The organism is Prosthecobacter sp. SYSU 5D2 (assembly GCF_039655865.1).
In the GTDB taxonomy this organism is placed as follows: Bacteria; Verrucomicrobiota; Verrucomicrobiia; order Verrucomicrobiales; family Verrucomicrobiaceae; genus Prosthecobacter.
Genome location: NZ_JBBYXL010000001.1, coordinates 475,594 through 496,255, shown reverse-complemented (window position 1 = coordinate 496,255; position 20,662 = coordinate 475,594). Strand labels below are relative to the sequence as shown.

Here is a 20,662-nt window from a genome sequence, read left to right as displayed (position 1 = left end):
AGCAGATTCAGAGCATTCTGGTAAATAAAAGAGCACGCCGCTTTTGCCTTTTTGCAAAGGCTGCCCCCCCCAGCTTCCATGGCTCCCAACCGTTCAACGGAACCCAAAACCCAGGAGATGCCTGTACCCGATGCTAAGCCCATGCTGCCTTACTTCAGATGCGCTGCAAAAAAGGCATCGCAGGCCGCCATGCAAATGTCAAAGGCCCGCTGGCCGCCCAGGAAGGCATGAGGCGCTTTGGGAATCACCGTCAGGCCGGTGGCGATGCCCAGCTTCTCCAGATCCGCACGGATCTCATCCGCATGCGTGCTGGCATCATCCAGCTCTCCCGTCATGAAGGCCAGCGGCGGGTCACTTTTATCCAAATGATGGCGTGGCGACGCCAGCGCATACACCTCCGGAATGTCCTTCTGACTGCCGCCCAGAAACGGCCGGTAGTGCGGGTTGTCCGGTGCCGATGATAGTGTGCCGATGCGCTCCGTTTCAAAGTCGGTCTGCGCCCCCATCGCCACACAGGCCTGTACCACGCTGGACTGTTCGGCATGGCCCCCAGCGCCCTCCAGTTCCTTCACCCCGCCACTCGTCGCCAGCAGCGCCGCCAGATGTCCGCCAGCGGATAAACCGGTCACGCCAATCGCATCCGCCTGAATGCCATACTTCTCCGCATTCGCGCGCAGGAATCGCACCGCCGCTTTGCAGTCCTGGATCGCCGCCGGGAACTTTGCCTCGCCGCTCAGCCGGTAGCTGATCGTTACCGTCACATAGCCCTTCGCCGCCAGTGCCTGCGCGAGGTTAGCCATCGATCCCCGTTCCCCTTTGAACCACCCGCCGCCATGGATGCAAACGATGGCCGGAAGCGGCTTTTTCGTCTGCTTAGGCCGCCAGAGATCCAGCTCCAGCTTACGCTCACCATAGCTCGCATAAACCAGCCCCGGATGGCTTTCGAGACTGGCGGCGGTTTCAGGCGCGATCTTCGTATGCAATGGGTTTGCCTTCGGCTGCTGCGCAGACAAAACCGATATCAGGAAAAGCGGGAGAAATAGCAGGCAATGGAGGCGGTTCATGGTAGTCAGCCTTTAACGTGCACGCTCACGCTGCCTTTCCTCGTTCCTCCTCATTCCACCCTCCCCGCCTCAAACATCCTCTTCACCTCATCTTCCGCCAGCACGGTGCTGAAGATGGCAAATTCATCAATGGCACCGTTGAGATTGCGGATGGGGAACTGATGGCCGGCGGTGGGGAGACCCCAGTTACCAATTTCGCAGGGGCCGAAGGCGATCTCGCGGCCGGGCTGGTGCAGGGCGGAGACTTCACGGCTGACCTCCTGGCCGTCGAAGTACTGGATGACCTCGCCGGACTGGTTGTCATAGGTCAAGGCCAGGTGATGCCAGCGGCCCAGGCTGTCGGCTGTGAAGACAGGTTTGGAGTAATACATCTGGTTATACTTGCCGCCTTTTGAATCGTTGTCCGGGCGGTACATGATGGAAAACATCAGGCTGCCGTCTTCATAGATCTGCCAGTGCGGCTCGCCGTTGTCGTAGCCGTCGGTGAGCAGCAGGGAGTTGTACTTTTTGTCCACGCTGTCCACCTTGACCCAGCAGGCGAGCGTGAGCGCTTTGTAGCTGCCGTCCAGGTTCATGCGCACGCGGTCACCGGGACGTTTGAATTCCAGCGCCTCCTTTTCCGGCCAGCGGCCCTTCGTCCAGCGGGCACCCACCGCCCCGCCATGGCGCTGTTTTTGCAGAGGTCGGGCCATGTTGTTTACCATGCGGTCCCAACGGTCATCGGGCCAGTGCTTGAAGGTATAGTAAGCGATGAGACGCGGATCTTCCCGCAGCTTCAGGGACCAGGCCTGCCAGCCGGTATAACGAAGAGTTTGGCGGTCTTTGACCAGTCCTTGAAGCTCGTTGATGCGGAGAAATTCCTTCTGGGTGCTGCCCAGAGTCATGCCTTCGGTCAGGCTGGCCGGGGCTTGGCCGGTGTGGGCAATGACCTCGCCCTCAAAGACATGCACGGCGCTGCTGCCGTCCGCCACATTGAGGGCAAATTCCGTGCCCAGATCCTCCAGCTTCATGCCGGGCGCATGCATGAGAAAACCCTTCGCCGCCGGGGGCACATGCACCCGCACACGCCCGCTGATGCAGCGCGCCTCCCAGGCGGAAATGACCTCGATCTCCGCCGCGCCTTCCACCAGCGCCGTGGCTCCGCTGAAGAACTCGATCTGCGCCAGCCCCTTGCTCAGTGTGATCGTGCCCGGCGTCAGGGTATCGCCGCTGCGCAACGGGCTTTGGGCAAACTCCGCATCCAGTGTCTGGCTGACCATGGCCACACCATTGGAGGTTGCTTCCGGCATCGCCTCATCTCGCGGCCACAGGCTGAAAGCCAGCGTAATGACCGCCGCCGTGGCGAGGGCCGGTAACAGACTTTTCCAGCGCCATGCCCCCCGCTTCACCGTGGCTTTCTGCGGCAGCCTGCCCGTGGCCACCTGCGGCTGCTGGAGCAGGCGGGCGTGCTGGTCCGCCAGCTCCAGGTAAAGCCGCCGCGCCTGCCAGTCCTCCCGCAAAAGCGCCTCCAACTGCTCCTGCTGCTCCGGGGTGATTTCACCCTCCAGGCGGGCGTGGATCAGGGATTCCAGTTTCATGCCAGGCCCTCCGTTTCAAGCTGGCGCGTCACACATTCATGCAGGCGCTGGCGCAGCAGCTCCAGATTGCGAAAGAGCGTGCGGCGGCTCAGGGAAAAGCGCTCCATCATTTCCTCCGCGCTCTGGCGCAGCGCATAGCGGCTGGTCACCAGTTCCTGGTCCTTCGGCGTCAGTTTGGCCAGGCAGGTGTCCAGCGCGTGGAGGCGCTCGTCAAGCTGTGGCTCGATGTGGCTGCGCTCACTGGCCAGCAGGTCCATCACATCCTCGCTGAATAGCAGCGGCGACCGCGCATTTTTTTCCCGGTGCTTCTGCGCTTGCAGATAGGCAAACCGGTACGCCCATGGCAAAAACGGCCGTGTGGGATCATACTGGTCGAATTTGCGAAACAGCGCCAGGCTCGTCTCCTGCAGTGCATCCCGTGCATCCGCCTCATTCGCCAGCAGCGAGAACAGATAACGGAACAGCCGGTCCTGGTGCTGGGTCAGCAGCAGGATCATTGCTTCCGTGGGGTTAGGCGGGGCGTCCATGTCTCACCTTGTATCCGGCTGTAGGCTGGCGCAGTGCCAAAATAATCGGAAACCTTTGTTCGCCAGGCTCACTCCGTCATCAAAATCTGGAACAGATTGTGATAGCGGTCCGTCCACAGCGGCACATCCAGTTTCGGTTCATCCTCGGGTTCATCGGCGGGCGTCGCGGTCAGGAAGGCGCGGTTCTGCGTCACCAGCACATAGTCGGTGGAGTCATCGTCGCCGTCCTCATCTGTGATGATGCGCGTGGTGCTCCAGCCCATGGCGGCGGCCTGTTTTTCAACTACGGGCGTCAGGATGAGATAACTGTTGGTCACATGCACGGCGATGATGCCGTCCGGTTTCATGTGGCGGTGGTAAATTTCAAACGCCTCGCGGGTCAGCAGGTGCATCGGGATGGCATCACCGCTGAAGGCATCCAGCAGCAGCACGTCCAGTTTTTGATCCGGCTCGCGTTCCAGCATCAGCCGTGCATCGCCGACGATCGTCTCCACCTTGGCCCCCCGTGCCTCGGCATCGGACAGATAAGTGAAGTGTTTCCGCGCCAGCCGCACCACATCCGGGTTGATCTCATAAAAGCGGTATTCATGCCCTGCCTGTGCATAGCAGCCCACCGTCCCCGCACCCAGCCCCACCACGCCCACTTTGGCATCCTTCACCTCAGCCAGTCTGTCCAGCGCCCGACCGATGCCCGTGTGCCGGCCGTAATAGGTCACCGGTTCCCCACGGTACTCATCCCCCAGATTCTGCATGCCGTGAATGATGCCCCCATGCGTCAGCGTGCGGTATTGATTTTCCAGGCCGGAGTCATAGTCCTCGTCAATGAAGACGGTGCCGTAGAAATTGCGCACCCGCTCCAGCCGGTCCTCCACCTTCAGCGTTTTCATCAGCAGAAAAAGCAGCGCAGGCAGCAGCAGGCTGAGCAATCCCGCCTCCATGACCAGATGAAAACCCGCGCGGCCACTGCTCTTTACGACCCGCAGCATTAAAAACACGCCATACACCACCACCGCCAGCGCCACGGCCCATCCCACCGCCCACCAGACAGACTCCATGCCAGACCAGGACTCCGGCCAGTCCAGCCACTTCCTCTGATAAAAAGCCGTGTCCAGGTGATTGAAGACCAGCTTCAGGAAATGCAGCACCCAGCTTTCTTTTTCGTAAGCCTGTGCGATCCAACGGTCCGATCCGAAGATGACCAGCCCCAGCACGCCGATGACCGCAAGCATCCGGGGAAACGGCAGCTTCCAGAGCGACAGGATCAGGGCCACGCCCGCCACCAGCAGGCTCAGCGCCAGGCCCAGCGGCCACTCCATGAAAGTCACAAAAACACGCGGTGCCACCAGGCTCACCAGCAGGCCGCCGACCGCCCCGCCGGCGGACATGAGCAGATAAAATTCCGTCAGCCGCGCCGGGGCCGGTTTCAGCCGTGCCAGCTCCCCGTGACACACCATGCAGGCCAGGAACATGGCCCCAAAGCACCAGGAAATCTCCGCCACATAGTCCGGCATCAGGTCCACTTCGCCGCCCAGGTGGCTGTGCCCTGCCGTGACAAAAATGGCCACCAGCGCCAGCAGCGACCACAGCCAGCGCACATACCACCGCTCATGCTCAAAGCAGATGATGAAGGTCAGCAGATACAGGCTCAGCGGCACCACCCACATGAAGGGCACCACCGCCACGTCCTGGCATACATGGTTGGTCGTCGCCAGCAGCATCACACTGGCCAGCGCCGGCAGCGCCACCCACAGGATTCGCTGCCACCATTTCGGACGGGGGGCAGGGGATGCAGCCGTGGCTTCAGGCTCCACTTTTGCCTCAAGGGCCACCTCCGTTTTCCGCCCGCTCACTTTCCAGGCCATCGTCGTGGAAAGCAGCGCAAAAATCACAAATGCCCCGGACCACAGCCAGGTCTGCGCCGTCACCTCCAGCCTCGGTTCGAAAAAGAACGGATAGCTCAGTAGCGCGGCCAAGGAGCCGATGTTCGAAAGCGCATACAGCCGCCATGGCGTGCCCCCGGGCACCGCCCGTGTGAACCACACCTGCGCCAGCGGACTCGTGCTGGAGAGAATAAAATACGGCAGCCCCACCGTCCCCAGCAGCAGCAGCAGGATGCGACCGGCCGGGTCCTCATCCCCCGCCGGTTTCCAGCCATCCCCTGGGGCGATGGGTAAAAACAGCAGTGCTGCTAAGATGAGCCCGCTATGGACCATCGCCTGCGTGCGTGGCCTCAGTTTCGTCAGCAAATGCGCATAGGTGTAGCCCGCAAACAGGACGATCTGGAAAAACACCATGCACGTCGTCCACACCCCCGGACTGCCGCCGAACCACGGCAGGATGAACTTGCTGATCACAGGCTGCACCTGGAACAAAAGAAAAGCGCTGAGCAGGCTCAGGCACCCCAGCAGAAAAAACACGGACACACGGGAGGCGGTTGGAGAGGACATTCGGGAAAATTGGGAGCTGGCGCTGGAAACAGGGACGACCGGGTTGGAACCGCGAAAAGGCCGGGCAGTCGCAACGTTCCATAATCTCCGCTCTAACAAATCTCTTCCCCGCGCGTTACAAAAGACGCAAAGTGAACACATGTCCGTCCAGCCTCATCAAGATGAAGCCTCCCTCCTTGTCAGGCGGGCGCTGGACCAGTACGAGAGCAACCTCATCGCCTACACGGCCGGCATCCTCAATGGCGACTACGAGCGCGCACGCGATGTCGTCCAGGATTCCCTGCTCAAGCTCTACCTCACCGACCCGGAAAAAGTCCGTGACAACCTCAAGGCCTGGCTTTTTACCGTCTGCCGCAACCGTGCCCTGGACATCCTCCGCAAGGATCACCGGCTGGATATTGGCAACGAAGATGCTCTTACCGGAGCCGTCTCCTACGATCCGGACCCCTCTGAAAATGCCGACTCTCATGAGCTTCACGCCCGCATTTGGGAGCTTGTGGACAAGCTCCGCCCGAACCAGCGTGAAGTCATCCGCCTCAAATTCATGCATGACTGCTCCTACCAGCAGATTGCCGATGTCACCGGACTCACCGTCGGTAACGTCGGCTTCATCATGCATGTGGCCATCAAGAAACTCCGCGAACACCTGAACCGCGAGCTGGCCACCCGATCCAACTGACCCCCCTTTCTTATGAAACCGTCCCCTCACGAAAACCCTGACCTCACCGCCTATGCGCTGGGAGAGCTGCACGCCCGTCAGGCCAAGGACATCCATGCGCTGCTGGCAGACTGCCCCTCCGCCACGCATGAGCTGGAGCAGGTGGAAGCCGTCACCGATGCGCTCCGCCAGGGGGCCCCCATACCCCAGGAGCGCCTCCGCCCGGAGCAGCGTCATGCCGTACTTTACCCGGCCAACCTTCCCCGCCGCATGGCCCCCATGGCTCCGCGTCCGTCTCAGCGTCGCCCTTCCGTCTTATGGCCGGTGATAAGCTTTGGCCTGAAAGCGGCAGCCGTAGTCGCCCTTACCGGAGCCGCCTATTTCATCGGCCGGAGCGGCCTGGGGGATGCCGGGGACATTGGCGGAGTTGCCGCTGCACCCTCCTCCCCCGCTGTGCAGTCTCAAGAGCTCAGCGCCCCTCCCGTCGTGGAAAGACCGTTCACGCCAGCTCCCGCCCTGAAGCCCCGGCCTATGGTAGCCGCCCCGGCCCTTCCCCTGCCAGATCCGGCCCCTAAAAAGGAGCTGGCTGTGGCTGCCATTCCTCTTCCAGCAGAAAAAACTGAGCCCGTCCTCACGCAGAACAAACCGAAGGTCCTGGAGGTCCAGGCCGCTCCCGTCCCTATGGTGGCCAAAGGACGGCCAAAAAACCAGCGTCCTCTGCCCATGACCACACCCGGCAGGCATGTGGAGTTTGTCAACGCCAGCCGCCACCCGGTGGACCAGTTTGCCCTGACTCCCGCCCAGATCCGGCCGCTGCCGGTGAAGGTGGACAAAAACCAGCTCCTCGCCGCCCCGGCCCCGCTCAAGCAGGCCCCGGAGCCTAAAGAAACCCCGCGCAGCAACCGCACCCCTGATTTGTACATCCATTCCTGGCAGGCCGATGTCGCTTCCTGTCCTTGGAATGAAAACCACCGTCTGCTGCGCGTGACTATCCAGCTCCCCGCTGACCAGCCAGCCGCACGCACAGGCTCCACCTATCCGCTTCGCGTCAGCTTTGATCCCAATAATGTCCGTGAATACCGCCAGCTTTGTGAACGACACCAGCCTGCTGCTGAGTTGCGCCAGGCCGGTACCCATGTCGTCTGGTATGAATACCAGCCCAACGGTCTTTCGGATACCGCACGCACCGTCGCCACGGTCACCCTGGACAAAGGCCACTTCACCACCCAGACCGTCGGCCCCTTTGACAGCACCCGCCTCAGCATCCAGGACCGGGGCCTGACCTGGTCCTCCGCCAGGGAAGATTTCATCTTCGACAGCGCCGTCGTCGGCTTTGGCCTCCTCATGCGCGGCGTGCCCAGCACTCCGGAGTTGGACCACGACCTCGTGCTCCGCCTGGCTGAAAAATCCAAAGGTAAAGACGCCACCGGTGAACGCGCCCGCTTCATCAAGCTCGTCCGCGAAGCTGCTGATGCCGCCGGTTTGTGATTGATCAAGGAGCGTGATTTGCCAAGTCCCGGCTTCCAGGAGCTTACAGCAAGGTCCTCTGGAAATTGAGGCGGAGGGCATTCGAAAATTGCCCTGAAGCAAGATGCAGGCATACACTGCGTTTCAGCGCCCAACCATGCGCTCTCTCCTTGCCTCCCTTTTGTGCCTGCTCTCTGCGGCGGCGGCCCATACGGCCCCGCCTAACATTGTATTCATCATGGCGGACGACCTCGGCTACACGGATGTGGGTGCTTTTGGCAGCGAGTATTATGAGACGCCGAACATTGACAAGCTGGCGTCCCAAGGGATGAAGCTGACCAGCTACCACCACTGCCAAAACTGCCAGCCCACCCGCGCTGCGCTCCTGAGCGGACAGTATGCCCCGCGCACCGGCACCTACACCGTCGGTGACATCGGCCGCTTTGAATGGCAGACACGGACCTTGCGCCCAGTAGAAAACGTGGCGGCCCTCTCCCTGGACAAGATCACCTTTGCCCAGTCTCTGAAAAAGAGCGGCTACGCCACCGGCATGTTCGGCAAGTGGCATCTCGGCAACGGGCCGGACTATCACCCAGGGCAGCGCGGTTTTGATGAAGCCATCGAATCCAATGGCAAGCACTTTGACTTCCAAACCAGTCCCAAGACCGAATATCCCAAAGGCCAGTATCTTGCCGATTTCCTCACCGACAAGGCCGTGGATTTCATCCAGCGTCACAAGGACCATCCCTTCTTTCTTTACGTGCCGCACTTTGGGGTGCACTCGCCCATTCATGCGAAGGAAGAGCTGATTGAAAAATTCAAAGCCAAGCCCGGTGTTGGCGGTCACAACAACCCTGTTTATGCCGCCATGATCGCCAGCGTGGATGAAAGCGTGGGCCGCGTGATGGCCGAGTTGGAAAAACAGGGCCTGGCGGAAAACACGGTGCTCATCTTCACCAGCGATAACGGCGGCGTTGGCGGATACGTCCGTGAAGGCATCAAGAAAAAGGGCGACACCACCGACAACACTCCTCTGCGCAGCGGCAAAGGCAGCCTTTATGAAGGGGGCACCCGCGTGCCCTTCATCGTCCGCTGGCCAGGAGTCATCCCGCCAGGGGCGCAAAATGGCACCCCCGCCATCCATGTGGACATGTACCCCACCTTCCTGGACCTCGCCGGAGCGCCAGCCCCAGAAAACTACACTCTGGATGGCGAGAGCCTGGTCCCGCTTTTCAAGGATGCCCAGGCCGGCCTGAAACGCGACGCCATCTACCAGCACTTCCCCGGCTATCTCGGTGCCGATCCAGGTACCTGGCGCACCACCCCTGTCGGCCTTATTCAGAAAGGCCCCTGGAAGCTCATGGAGTTCTTCGAAGATGGCCGCCTGGAGCTTTACAACCTGGACCAGGACATCGGCGAAACCAAAAACCTGGCCTCCGAGATGCCAGAAAAAGCGCAGCAAATGCGCACCCAGATGGTCGCCTGGCGGAAAGAAGTGGGCGCCAAAATGCCCACTCCCAACACCCCGACCGATGCGCCCAAGGCAAAGGGGAAGGGCAAAGGGAAGGGTAAAGGGAAGAAGAAAAAGGCTGAGTGAGCAGGCTCAATTTCAACCGCTGACCTTTGGTCCTGCTCTCTAAACCAGAGGGCCGCCGAACGTATCCCTATCGAAAAGTTTGACACGGGGGCGGAATGCGTGCCCTTGGTTGCCCCCAATTTACGTTTCCGTCCCCTACCATGCCCAAGGCCCTCATCATTGCAGAAAAACCCAGCGTGGCTACCGACCTTGCCCGTGCCCTCGGCAAGGCGCCGGGCATGACCCCTTTCACGAAGGAGAAAGACTATTTCGAAAACGAAACGCACGTCATCTCCAGCGCCGTCGGTCATTTGATCGAGCTGGGCATGCCGGAGGTGAACGGCAAAAAGATCGGCTGGGGCTGGACTCACCTGCCCATCATGCCGGATGAGTTTGAGCTGAAGCCCATCGAGGACAGCGCGGACCGTTTCAAGCTGCTGAGCCGCCTCATGAAGCGCAAGGACGTGGACAGCCTCATCAATGCCTGCGATGCCGGCCGTGAGGGGGAGCTGATTTTCCGCTACATCGTGGAGGCTGCCGGAATCAAAAAACCCGTCAAGCGCCTCTGGATGCAATCTATGACCCAGGGGGCCATCTTGGCCGCGTTCCAAAAGCTGCGCAGCGATGACGAGATGCGCCCGCTGGCCGATGCCGCCAAGTGCCGCAGCGAGTCCGACTGGCTGGTGGGCATTAATTCCACCCGCGCCCTCACGGCACTGAATTCCCGCAATGGCGGCTTCCGACTCACCCCGGCGGGCCGTGTGCAGACGCCGACGCTGACCATCCTGGCCAAGCGTGAACTGGAGATCCAGGCCTTCGTCCCGCGCACTTATTTCGAAGTGCACGGCCTCTTTGGCGTGACCGCTGGCGAGTATGAAGGCCGCTGGTTTGACGAGTCTTTTAAAAAGGACGAGAACGACGAGCACAAGAAACCCGAGCGTCTTTGGGACCTGGAAAAGGCGCAGGCCATCGTCCAGCGCTGCCTGGGCAAGCCTGGCAAGATCGAGCAGGTCACCCGGCCTACCAAGCAGATCGCGCCGCTGCTGTACGACCTCACCAGCCTGCAACGGGAGGCCAGCAACCGCTTTGGTTTTTCCGCCCGGCGCACCCTCCAAATTGCCCAGGCCCTGTATGAAAAGTTCAAGGTCCTGACCTATCCCCGTACCGATTCCCGCTTCCTCCCGGAAGACTACGTCGGCACCGTGAAAGAAACACTGGGCACCTTCGCCAAGCAGGATACCCGCAAGCCCGGAGCCCTGCCGCAGGATCTCGGCAGCCACGCCGCCACCGCCCTGGACAACGGCTGGGTGCGCCCCTTCAAGCGTGTTTTTGACACCTCCAAAGTCAGCGACCACTTTGCCATCATCCCCACCGGCCTCATCCCGCCCAAGGAGCTCCCGGAGGCTGAGCAAAAGCTCTTTGACATGGTCTCCCGCCGTTTTGTGGCCGTCTTCTTCCCCCCGGCGGAGTTCGAGGTCACTACCCGCATCACCCGCATCGAAAGAGATGCCTTTAAAAGCGAGGGCAAGGTCCTCGTCGCTCCGGGCTGGCTGGCCGTCTATGGCAAAAAAGCCGCCGAAGAAGCCGCTGCCGAAGGCGACAGCAAATCCAAACTCCTGGTCCTGGCCAAAGATGGCGACACCGCCAAAACCCTGGAACTGCAAACGGAGGAAATGCAGACCAAACCGCCCGCCCGCTTCACCGAGGCCACCCTCCTTTCCACCATGGAAGGTGCTGGCAAGCTCGTCGAGGACGAAGAACTGGCTGAGGCCATGAGCGAGCGTGGCCTGGGCACACCGGCCACCCGTGCGGCCATCATTGAAGGCCTCATTTCGGACAAATACATCGAGCGTGTGGAGCGGAACATCGCCGTCACCACCAAGGGCCTGTCACTCATTGACCAGATCAGCCAGATCGGCATCGAGGCCCTCAGCAGTCCGGAGCTCACCGGCCAGTGGGAATACAAACTGCGCCAGATGGAGCAGGCCAAGCTGGACCGCAGCAGCTTCATGCGCGACATCCGCCGCCTCACCAACGAGGTGGTGGAAAAGACCAAGGCCTATCACAAAGTTGCCAAAGACCGCGTGTATCCGGACTTCGACGCCAAATGCGGCGTCTGCGGCCATCGCGGTTTTGAGCAAAAGGAGGACTATGTCTCCTGCAAAAACCCGGATTGCAAAGTCCGCGTTTACAAGGTTATCGCCGGTCATGAGCTGGGCGAAGACCGCCTGCGCGAGCTGATCGAAAAACGCTTCCTTCCCCCCATGGAAGGCTTCCGCAGCCGCCTGGGCAAGGACTTCACCGCCGGCATCGAGATCAAGGATGACGGCAAAACCGCCTTCGTTTTCCCCGGCGGCGAGAACGATCCCGACGCCCCGCCTCCGTTCGATTTCGACAAGGCCACCCCCATCGCCCCATGCCCTGTCTGCAAGCTCAAGAAGCGCAACGGCCAGATCTACGAGACCACTGAGCACTACATCTGCAACGTCGCCGCCAAGGACGCCAAAGCCTGCAATGGCCGCATCCCTAAGGTTCTCTGCAAAAAGGAAATCAGCGTCGAAAACGCCGTCAAATTCTTCACGGAAGGGAAGACGGATCTCATCGAAGGCATGATCTCCAAAAGAGGCCGCCCCTTCAGCTCCTTCCTGCTCTGCAAGGCGGGTGAAAAACGGCTTCTCGGCTGGGAATTCCCGCCGCGTGAAGCCAAACCGAAGGCTCCGCCGAAGCCTAAAAAAGGCCGTTTTGCTAAAAAAGAAGCAGCGCCAGAAGCACCGGAATCTTGATACCCAATCTCATTCAAGCCCTTCTGCCATGGACATTCAGGCCGTGCTTAAAGCATTTTGCACGGTATGAATGCCTCTTAGAATAGTGTGCCAATATTGGCTTGATTGAATCAGGAGGTTGATTTTTTGCAAACGACTGTCATTAATGGGCTCCGTCTTTTCTTCCTGTGACTAAGCCAGCATTCCAACTCAATCTTAGCGGCATCCTGTTCTTCGGACTCCATGCCCTTGCCATTTCGGCCTTTTTCGTGAAGCCCGATCTCACCGCAATCCTTCTTTGCGTCGGCCTCTTTTTGATCCGTAAATTCGGTATCACCGGCGGGTATCACCGCTATTTCTCGCACCGTTCCTTCAAGACTTCCCGCTGGTTCCAGTTCGTCCTGGCCTGGCTGGGTGGCATGTCCGCCCAAAAAGGCGCGCTCTGGTGGGCCGCTCATCACCGTCATCACCACCAACATTCCGACCAGGAAGATGACATCCATTCGGTCAAGCAGCAGGGTTTCTATTGGGCCCACGTTGGCTGGGTGCTGGCTCCCGATTACAACGAGTATGACGCCAAACGCGTGAAGGACCTCACCAAGTTCCCCGAACTCGTCTTCATTGACCGCCATCACATCATCCCACCTCTCTTCCTCGCCGTCGCCACCTACCTCTTCGGCTTTCTGATGACCGGCACAGCCATGGGTGGCGTGATGTATTTCCTCTGGGGCTTCTGCCTCAGCACGGTGATCCTTTATCACACCACTTTCGCCATCAACTCCTTTTGCCACCTTCTGGGCACCCGCCGTTACGAGACAGGGGAATCCAGCCGCAACTCCTTCATCCTCGCCATCGTCACCCTGGGCGAAGGCTGGCATAACAACCACCACTATTACCCGCACTGCGCACGCCAGGGATTCTTCTGGTGGGAATTTGACCCGACCTACTACGTCATCAAGCTCCTGAAAGTCGTCGGCATCGTCCATGAGATCAAGGAGCCCAACGCCCGCGTGCTGGAAGGCAAAGAAGCCACCGCATCTCTCGGCTGATCGTCTGATAAATATACCTCAATCCAAAGCGGAGGCTAACCCCTCCGCTTTTTTTGTGCCCTGTAGCCGCCGTCGCCAGACAGTGGCCTCTCTCTTTAAAAACCACTAATGCCCAACAATAAGCACTAATCATTAAACCCTCTTATATTAGTGTTTATTGCTTGGCATTAATGGTTCAAAATTCCCCGTCCCAGGGTCCAAGACTGAAAACTGTAAACTGAACACCGTTGATGCCCACCTTCGCCCATCCTCTCGCCCTCTGGGCCTTGCTGGGCATTCCCGTGGTCCTGGCCATTCACTTCCTTCAGCGCCGCAGCCGCCGTCTCACTGTCACCACTCTTTTTCTGCTGCAGCAACTTCAGCGGGAATCGGAAAAGGGGAACCGTATTGAGCGCCTGCGCCTATCCGTCCCCCTCTGGCTGCAACTCCTCATGGTGCTGCTTTTCACCTGGCTGCTGGCCGGTCCGCGTTGGGTGAAAAACGATGCCGTTCACCGCATCGCCCTGGTGCTGGACAGCTCGGCCTCCATGCAGGCCTTTCGCCCCGCCGTAGATAAAGCCGTTCGCGATAGCCTGTCTAAAATCCTCCTTCCCGGTGCCCGCGCAGAGCTCACGCTGCTCAGCACGGACGTCACCGCCCCCAGCCTGTATTACGGAGCCTCCACCTCGGACCTCCTGTCCTCCTTGCCCGCCTGGCAGCCCCTCCTCGGCACGCACGATTTCACCCCCGCCCTGCGCAGCGCCCGCAGCCTCGTCGGCCCACAGGGAGCTGTCCTCCTCATCACCGACCACCCTCTGCCCGCCCCCGCCGCCTTTGACGCCAAAGTCCTCTCTATCGGCCAGGAGACGCCGAACGTCGGCTGGGCCGGCGTCACCGTGGAGGAAAAAGAAGGCCAGTGGTTCTGGCGTGCCCTCGTCCGAAATGAAAGTGCCGCCCCTCAGCAACGCGACTGGCATGCCGAGGCCGCAGGCAAAGCCACCGCCCCCATCCAGATCACCCTCGCCCCCCAAGAATCCCGCACTCTCTCCGGCCCCTTTCTGGAAGCCGAATCCGCCGGTCAGCTCAAGCTCATTCTCTCATCCGATGACTTCACCCTGGACGATCAACTCCCCATCGTCCAGCCCCGCCCGAAGACCCTCACCCTCCACGCCCCCCCCGGCAAAGACCCCTCCTCAAGGGAGATCGCCGACCTCTTCAGCCTCTTTGCCAATACGGCTCTCGAAGGCCAGACCGCCCAGGCCGATGTCCGCATCCTCACCTGGCCCCCCAGCATCGCTTTGGAAAACAACCAGCACGCCTGCATCTTCGCCAGTCCCTCCAAGGCCGACAATCCACCGCCCCTGCGGGGCCTCATCGTCGGCGAGGCCCACCCCCTCATTGAAGGCCTGAACTGGCAGTCGCTCTTCGTTCGCGAAGGCATGGTTATCCCCCAGGACCCGCGCGACCGCGTCCTCCTTTGGCAGGGCGACCGCCCCCTCATCAGTCTTCGACAGACCCCCGACGGGGCCCGCCAGCTTTTCTGCCACTTTGACCTCGCCAGCAGCAACGCCCGCAAGCTGCCCGCCCTCGCCGTCCTCCTGCATCGTTTTCTTGAAAGTATCCGCCAGGAAAAAATCGCCCCCATGAGCGCCAATTACGACGTCCGCCAGCGTCTCGATGTCGCCCATGTAAGGGGTGAAGACGCCGCCCCCCTGGTCCTCAAAACCGATGGCCTCCCCGCCCAAACCATCCCCGTTCACCAGGCCCACCTCCTCCGCGCCCCCGCCACTCCCGCCTTCTTCCAGATCACCCAGGGAGACCAAACCCTCCTCATCGCCGCTTCCCACTTTGCCGATACCCGCGAGGCCGACCTCACCCAGGCCCGCCCCTTCGATGAATCCTCCAGCCTCGATGTCCGCCAGATCGATACCCTCCAGGAGTCCGACCCCAACTGGCGCCTCTGGACACTCCTTCTCCTCGCCCTCCTCCTGGCGAGCTGGTGGTGGGGCCGGGATAAAACGGTGCCAACGGTTCCCCTAAACCTACACCTCAAGCAAGCCTGATGATCCTCCGTCACCCCGAATGGCTCGCCTTGCTGCCCGTCCTGCTTCTGGCCGGGTGGGGGCTGCCGCGTCTCGGGCTGCTGCGGCCATTGCGCATCCTTTTGTTAGGTCTGGTCACTCTCATCCTCGCGCAGCCGCAGTGGCGGCGGCTGGCGGATGGCGTGGACCTGTGGCTGCTGCTGGACAGTTCCGCCTCCGCTGAAAAGCCCATGGCCAAAGGCCTGCCGGAATGGGAAAAGCTCCTGGAGCAGAGCCGGGGTGCCAATGACCGTCTCTTCCAGATCAGTTACGCAGGCGAGGTCATGCGTCGCGGCGCGGAGGGCGCGGCCCTATATGACCGCGAGCGCCAGTCCACCCGTACCGGCCTGGCCATCTCCCAGACCCTCGTCCATGCGCAACGAGAGAGCGCTGGCCGCCCTGCACGCCTGCTCGTTCTCACCGATGGTTATGCCACCGAGCCGCTCACTGGCATCGCCGAAAAACTCCAGCAGCAGGGTATCGAACTGGACTACCTCCTGGCCCGCGATCCCGAGCCCACCGACTACCGCGTGGCCGCCCTGCGTCTCCCCGCCAAGGCCCAGCTTGGCGAGCCATTCCTCATCGAGATCGAGGTGCGCGGCACCCTCGACGGTACCGTTCCTCTCAAAGTCCTCCGCCAGGGCCGGGAACTGAAAGCCGCCGATGTCCAGGTCCGCCTCGGCTCTGGCATCGTCCGTTTTACGGACCGCCTCAGCAGCGCCGGAGTCGCCCATTACGAGGCACTCATCCAGCCTGTCACCGATGCCCATCCCGGCAACAACCGCCACGAGGCCATGATCGAGATCGCCGGCGGACCGCGCGTACTTTTGCTCACCGCCTACACCGATGACCCCGTGGCCACCACCCTCCAGCGCCAGGGTTTCACGGTGGAAAAAGTGACCGATCTCCGCAGCGTCCGTCCCGGCCAGCTTGCCGGGGCCAAATGCGTCATCTTTAACAACGTGCCTGCCTTTGAGCTGCCGGGCGAATTTCTAGCCGCCATGGACTTCTACGTCCGCGAGCAGGGCGGCAGCCTGCTCATGGCCGGAGGCCAGAAAAGCTTCGCCGCCGGCGGCTATTTCGAATCTGCACTGGATCCCCTCCTGCCCGTTTCCATGGAGCTCAAGCAGGAGCACCGCAAGCTCATGGTCGCCATGGGCATTGTCATGGACCGCAGCGGCTCGATGAGCATGACCGTTAAAAACGGCTTCACCAAAATGGCCCTCGCCGATGAAGGCGCCGCCAATGCCATCAAATTTCTCGGTCCGCACGATCTCCTGACCGTCTTCGCCGTGGACAGCGAGGCCCATCAAATGGTCCCCCTCCAGCCCGTCGGGCCCAACCGTGAAAAAATGGAAAGCGCCGTGCGCCGCATCGAGAGCACAGGCGGTGGCATCTTTGTTTATAACGGCCTCAAAGCCGCCTGGGACCAGCTCAAAAACGCCCCCGCCGGTCAGCGCCACATCATCCTCTTTTCTGATGCCGCCGATTCCGAGCAGCCCGATGATTACAAGAACCTCATCGCCGAGATCGTCGCCAACAGCGGCAGCATCAGCGTCATCGCCCTCGGCACTCGCGCGGATCCTGATGCCGCCTTCCTGGAGGACATCGCCACCCGGGGCAAAGGCCGCCTTTTCTTCACGGACCAGGCCGAGGAACTGCCCAGCATCTTCAGCCAGGAAACCGTCGCCGTCGCCCGCAGCGCCTTTCTACGCGATCCGGTCAAAACCCAGCCCGCCAACGGCTGGTTTGAGATCACCAGCCAGCCGCTCACCTGGCTCCCGGAGGCCGATGGCTACAACCTCAGCTACATCCGCGATTGGGCCAGCCAGGCGCTCCTCACCAAGGACGAATACGCCGCCCCGCTCGTCTCCTTTGGCCAGCGTGGCATCGGTCGCAGCGCCGCTGTCAGCTTTCCATTAGGCGGCGAGTTTTCCTCCAAAATCCGCGCTTGGCCCAAGTATGGCGATTTCCTCCAGACCCTCACCCGCTGGCTCATGGGGGAGCAGCTTCCCCCCGGCATCGGTTTAAAACACGGCCTGGAGGGCAGCGTCCTCACCCTGGATCTCCTCCATGATGACACCTGGGAAGAGCGCCTCATGGCCAAAGCCCCCCGCATCCTCCTCGCCCACGGAGCCGCCGCCAGTTCCCCGCGTGAAATCGCCTGGGAGCGCCTTTCCCCCGGCCACTATCAGGCCCGCGTGTACCTGCCAGAAGGCGAGATGGTGCGCGGAGCCGTGCAGATCGGCACCCAGGCACTCTCCTTCGGCCCCGCCATCGTCGGCACCAGCACCGAGTGGGCCTTTGATGAAACCCGCACCGAGGAACTCAAACAAGTCTCCCAGACCAGCGGCGGCCGCGAGCTGCGCGAGCTCCACCAGGCCTGGCGCACCCCCCGCACTGAGCGCTTTGTGGACCTGCGTAACGAGTTGCTCATCCTCGCCCTCATCCTCATGCTCCTGGAGGCCCTCATCACCCGCACCGGCTGGCACCTGCCCCAGTGGGCCTTCGCCGGCTGGAAGCCGAAACCCGCCCGCATCAAAACTCCCGCCTATTCCCGCACTGCGCAGCCCGTGGAAAAACCCGCTGCGAAACCCGCCGCCCCACCCGTGGAACCCACACATCCTCCGCAGCCGGACATCAACCGCCAAAGCCGCTTCAACCGGGCGAAGCGCAAGTGATGGAAAGCAGGCACTGGTATGTGCTGTGTTCCCAGCATTACCACATCTGTGCAATTCCGCCACGCCTGCCGCCGCTTTCACAGCCACGCCCGGTAACCGATATTGTCCCAGTCCCGGTCTTCATTCCCCGATTTTCTGACCAAACATTCGTCTTTCACATCATTCCGATACCGACATTCGTCATTCGGATTCCGTCATTTTCCCCGGTCCTAATTAAAAATGGCCGGTTTCATGCGTTTCTTTCCACCCCCCAATGCCAGCTAAACAACTCAAAAAATCCACCCTTGCCATCGCCGCCCTGGGCCTCATCGGCCTGCCCGCCCTGGCTCTGCACACCAAAAACGCCGGCCCGGCCGAGGTGAAGATCAAGTTCAACCTGCCGCCACCGGCACCGCTTTCTCCTGAAGAAGCGCTAAAGACTTTCAAAGTTGAAGACGGTTTCCGCATGGAACTCGTCGCCGCCGAGCCCCTCATCGAAGCGCCCATGGCCATAAGCTTTGATGACCAGGGCCGCCTCTACGTCGTCGAGATGCGCGGTTACATGCGTGACATGGAAGGCAGTACGGAAGGCGAGCCGACCGGCCGCATCAAGCTGCTTGAGGACACCGATGGCGACGGCCGCATGGACAAGGGCACCGTCTTCGTGGATGAGCTGGTGATGCCACGCTCCGTCATGGCGGTGAATGGCGGCGCTCTCGTCGCTGTGCCGCCTAACCTGTTCTTCTGCAAAGACACCGATGGCGACGGCAAGGCCGATGTGAAAGAGATTGTCGCCACCGATTACGGCACCGCCGGCGGTCAGCCGGAGCACATGGCCAATACGCCCACCTGGGCCCTGGACAACCAGATCTGGAGCGCCGGCTACAGCAGCCGCTTCCGCCTGCGCGGCGGTGTGTGGCAGAAGGATGCCGGCCTGGGCCGTGGCCAGTACGGCCTCTGCCAGGACGACCAGGGCCGCCTCTATTTCAACTACAATTCCGACCTCCTCCGCTGCGACCTGCTGCCCACCGAGGCCTTCTCCCGCAACCCGCTGCTGCGCAATGCCACCAGCGTCAATGCCAAGGTAGTGACCGACCAGACCGTCTGGCCCAGCCACCCCACACCAGGTGTGAACCGCGGTTATGATGAAAAGACCCTGCGCGAAGACGGCACCCTCAGCACGGCCACCGCCACCTGCGGAGCGCTCATCTATCGCGGCGATGCCTTCCCCGCTGAATACTACGGCAACGCCTTCATCCCCGAGCCGTCCGCCAACCTGGTGAAGCGCATGATCGTCAGCGAAAAAGACGGCATCGTCACCGCTGACAACGCCACCCAGGACCGCGAATTCCTCACCTCCACGGACGAGCGCTTCCGCCCTGTGCAGGCCACCAACGCGCCTGACGGCTCTGTTTACATCGTGGACATGTATCGCGGCATCATCCAGCACACCAGCTTCCTCACCCACTACCTCATCGCCAACATTGAGGCCCGCAAACTGGACCAGCCCATTGATCAGGGGCGCATCTGGCGCATCGTGCCGGATAACCAAAAGTCTGTCAAAGCCACCCGCGTTCCTGCAGAGACATCCGAGCGCATCGCCATGCTCAGCCACGCCAACGGCTGGGTCCGCGATACCGCCCAGCGCCTCCTCGTCGAATCCGCCGATGCCACCGCCGCCCCGGCCCTGACCGCCCTGGTTCAGTCCAAGGACGCCAAACCCCTCGCCCGTCTTCACGCACTGTGGACACTGGATGGCCTTGCCTCGCTCGCCCCCGACACGCTGCGCAGCGTTTTAAAAGATGACGATGTCACCCTCAAAGCCGCCGCCGTCCGCCTCGCCGGACGCGACCTCGCGCCAGAACTCCTGGCCCTCACGGGTGAAACCGACGCCCTCGTGCAGGCGCAGCTCGCCATCAAGCTGTCCTCCATTAACCTTCCCGATACCGATGTCGCCCTGGCCAAACTCCTGGCCACATCAGGCAGCAATCTGCTCATCCGTGAAGGAGCCATGACGGGCCTTCGTGGCCGTGAAGACGCCTTTGCCAAGATGCTCGCTGAAGTTTCCACCCCTGAAAATGATACGCAAACTGCCCCTGTGTTTGAGCTGCTCGGCAACCTCATCGCCATGGCCGGCAAGGCCCTGCCTTTTGAGGAAACGCTGACTCTCGCCGCTGCCCAACCAAAAGGCAGCAAGGTTCAGGCCTCCCTTATCAAGGGCCTGGCCAACCCGGCTGGAGGCAGTTCCAAATCCGCCGCCAAACCCAAGCTGCTGTGGCTGGAAAAAGAGCCTGAATCCCTCGCCGCCCTGAAGGCATCCGTCACTTCCAAGTCCTCCACCGGTGAGTTTGCCAAGATCTCCGCCCGCCTTGCCTGGGTAGGCAAACCGGGTGCCCCCCAGCCGCCGAAAATCGTTCCGCTGAACGAAGCCCAGCAGGCCCGGTTTGAAAAAGGAAAGGTCATCTACGCCGGTCTCTGCGCCGCCTGCCACCAGCCTCATGGATATGGTCTCGACGGCCTGGCCCCGCCGCTGGTGGACAGCGAATGGGTGCTCGGCAAGCCGGACATCACCGCCCGCATTGTCCTTCACGGCCTCGCAGGTCCGGTCAAAGTCAGCGGTCGCACCTGGAACCTCGCCATGCCTCCCCTCCCTCACCTCACGGATGAAGACGTCGCCAGCGTCGTCACCTACCTCCGCCGCGAGTGGGAGCACAACGCCTCGCCCGTCGAGCCCGAAGCCATCACCAAACTCCGCGCCGAATTCAAAGACCGCGTCGGCATGTGGACCTCCGACGAGTTGCTGCACAAGAAGTAG

At 61.4% G+C, this 20,662-nt stretch carries 12 protein-coding genes; 8 read left to right on the top strand and 4 right to left on the bottom strand.

What is annotated here, in order from left to right:
* Nucleotides 1-149: 149 nt before the first annotated feature.
* The 4 genes from WJU23_RS02095 to WJU23_RS02080 all read right to left on the bottom strand — a co-directional run bounded on the left by WJU23_RS02095 (nt 150) and on the right by WJU23_RS02080 (nt 5,615).
* Complete coding sequence (locus WJU23_RS02095; protein ID WP_346330869.1) at nt 150-1,064, bottom strand: alpha/beta hydrolase; 915 nt, start codon at nt 1,062-1,064, stop codon at nt 150-152.
* A gap of 50 nt (nt 1,065-1,114) precedes the next feature.
* Entirely contained in the window at nt 1,115-2,641 is a 1,527-nt protein-coding gene (locus WJU23_RS02090; protein WP_346330868.1) for a LamG-like jellyroll fold domain-containing protein, read from the bottom strand.
* Entirely contained in the window at nt 2,638-3,168 is a 531-nt protein-coding gene (locus WJU23_RS02085; protein ID WP_346330867.1) for a sigma-70 family RNA polymerase sigma factor, read from the bottom strand. Before WJU23_RS02085 ends, WJU23_RS02090 begins: the two co-directional genes overlap by 4 nt.
* A 68-nt stretch (nt 3,169-3,236) precedes the next feature.
* Nucleotides 3,237-5,615, bottom strand: coding sequence for a fused MFS/spermidine synthase (locus WJU23_RS02080; RefSeq protein ID WP_346330866.1), 2,379 nt, complete (start codon nt 5,613-5,615; stop codon nt 3,237-3,239).
* Between the two features lie 139 nt (nt 5,616-5,754).
* Here WJU23_RS02080 and WJU23_RS02075 point away from each other — a divergent pair, with 139 nt between their 5' ends.
* The 8 genes from WJU23_RS02075 to WJU23_RS02040 all read left to right on the top strand — a co-directional run bounded on the left by WJU23_RS02075 (nt 5,755) and on the right by WJU23_RS02040 (nt 20,662).
* Nucleotides 5,755-6,294, top strand: coding sequence for a sigma-70 family RNA polymerase sigma factor (locus WJU23_RS02075; RefSeq protein ID WP_346330865.1), 540 nt, complete (start codon nt 5,755-5,757; stop codon nt 6,292-6,294).
* A 12-nt stretch (nt 6,295-6,306) separates the two neighbouring features.
* The gene (locus WJU23_RS02070) at nt 6,307-7,761 is read left to right on the top strand and encodes a YfbK domain-containing protein (RefSeq protein ID WP_346330864.1); all 1,455 of its coding nucleotides are present in this window, start codon (nt 6,307-6,309) and stop codon (nt 7,759-7,761) included.
* Between the two features lie 136 nt (nt 7,762-7,897).
* A complete protein-coding gene (locus WJU23_RS02065; RefSeq protein ID WP_346330863.1) occupies nt 7,898-9,337 on the top strand; it encodes a sulfatase in 1,440 nt (479 codons plus the stop codon).
* Between the two features lie 140 nt (nt 9,338-9,477).
* On the top strand, nt 9,478-12,099 hold the full coding sequence (locus WJU23_RS02060) for a DNA topoisomerase III (protein WP_346330862.1): 2,622 nt from the start codon (nt 9,478-9,480) through the stop codon (nt 12,097-12,099).
* A 167-nt stretch (nt 12,100-12,266) separates the two neighbouring features.
* Nucleotides 12,267-13,127 carry a fatty acid desaturase gene (locus WJU23_RS02055; RefSeq protein WP_346330861.1) on the top strand — a complete coding sequence of 287 codons (861 nt, stop codon included), beginning with the start codon at nt 12,267-12,269 and terminating at the stop codon, nt 13,125-13,127.
* A 230-nt stretch (nt 13,128-13,357) separates the two neighbouring features.
* Nucleotides 13,358-15,169: a BatA domain-containing protein gene (locus WJU23_RS02050; protein WP_346330860.1), complete on the top strand. Its 1,812-nt coding sequence runs from the start codon at nt 13,358-13,360 to the stop codon at nt 15,167-15,169.
* Nucleotides 15,169-17,868: a VWA domain-containing protein gene (locus WJU23_RS02045; protein ID WP_346330859.1), complete on the top strand. Its 2,700-nt coding sequence runs from the start codon at nt 15,169-15,171 to the stop codon at nt 17,866-17,868. The genes WJU23_RS02050 and WJU23_RS02045 overlap by 1 nt, the downstream gene beginning before the upstream one ends.
* 253 nt (nt 17,869-18,121) lie before the next feature.
* A complete protein-coding gene (locus WJU23_RS02040; protein ID WP_346330858.1) occupies nt 18,122-20,662 on the top strand; it encodes a PVC-type heme-binding CxxCH protein in 2,541 nt (846 codons plus the stop codon).

Coding starts and splice junctions, on each gene's coding strand:
- WJU23_RS02065 (WP_346330863.1), top strand. CDS start 7,898: ATGCGCTCTCTCCTTGCCTCCCTTTTGTGCCTGCTCTCTGCGGCGGCG.
- WJU23_RS02070 (WP_346330864.1), top strand. CDS start 6,307: ATGAAACCGTCCCCTCACGAAAACCCTGACCTCACCGCCTATGCGCTG.
- WJU23_RS02040 (WP_346330858.1), top strand. CDS start 18,122: ATGCCAGCTAAACAACTCAAAAAATCCACCCTTGCCATCGCCGCCCTG.
- WJU23_RS02060 (WP_346330862.1), top strand. CDS start 9,478: ATGCCCAAGGCCCTCATCATTGCAGAAAAACCCAGCGTGGCTACCGAC.
- WJU23_RS02045 (WP_346330859.1), top strand. CDS start 15,169: ATGATCCTCCGTCACCCCGAATGGCTCGCCTTGCTGCCCGTCCTGCTT.
- WJU23_RS02085 (WP_346330867.1), bottom strand. CDS start 3,168: ATGGACGCCCCGCCTAACCCCACGGAAGCAATGATCCTGCTGCTGACC.
- WJU23_RS02080 (WP_346330866.1), bottom strand. CDS start 5,615: ATGTCCTCTCCAACCGCCTCCCGTGTGTCCGTGTTTTTTCTGCTGGGG.
- WJU23_RS02075 (WP_346330865.1), top strand. CDS start 5,755: ATGTCCGTCCAGCCTCATCAAGATGAAGCCTCCCTCCTTGTCAGGCGG.
- WJU23_RS02090 (WP_346330868.1), bottom strand. CDS start 2,641: ATGAAACTGGAATCCCTGATCCACGCCCGCCTGGAGGGTGAAATCACC.
- WJU23_RS02050 (WP_346330860.1), top strand. CDS start 13,358: ATGCCCACCTTCGCCCATCCTCTCGCCCTCTGGGCCTTGCTGGGCATT.
- WJU23_RS02095 (WP_346330869.1), bottom strand. CDS start 1,064: ATGAACCGCCTCCATTGCCTGCTATTTCTCCCGCTTTTCCTGATATCG.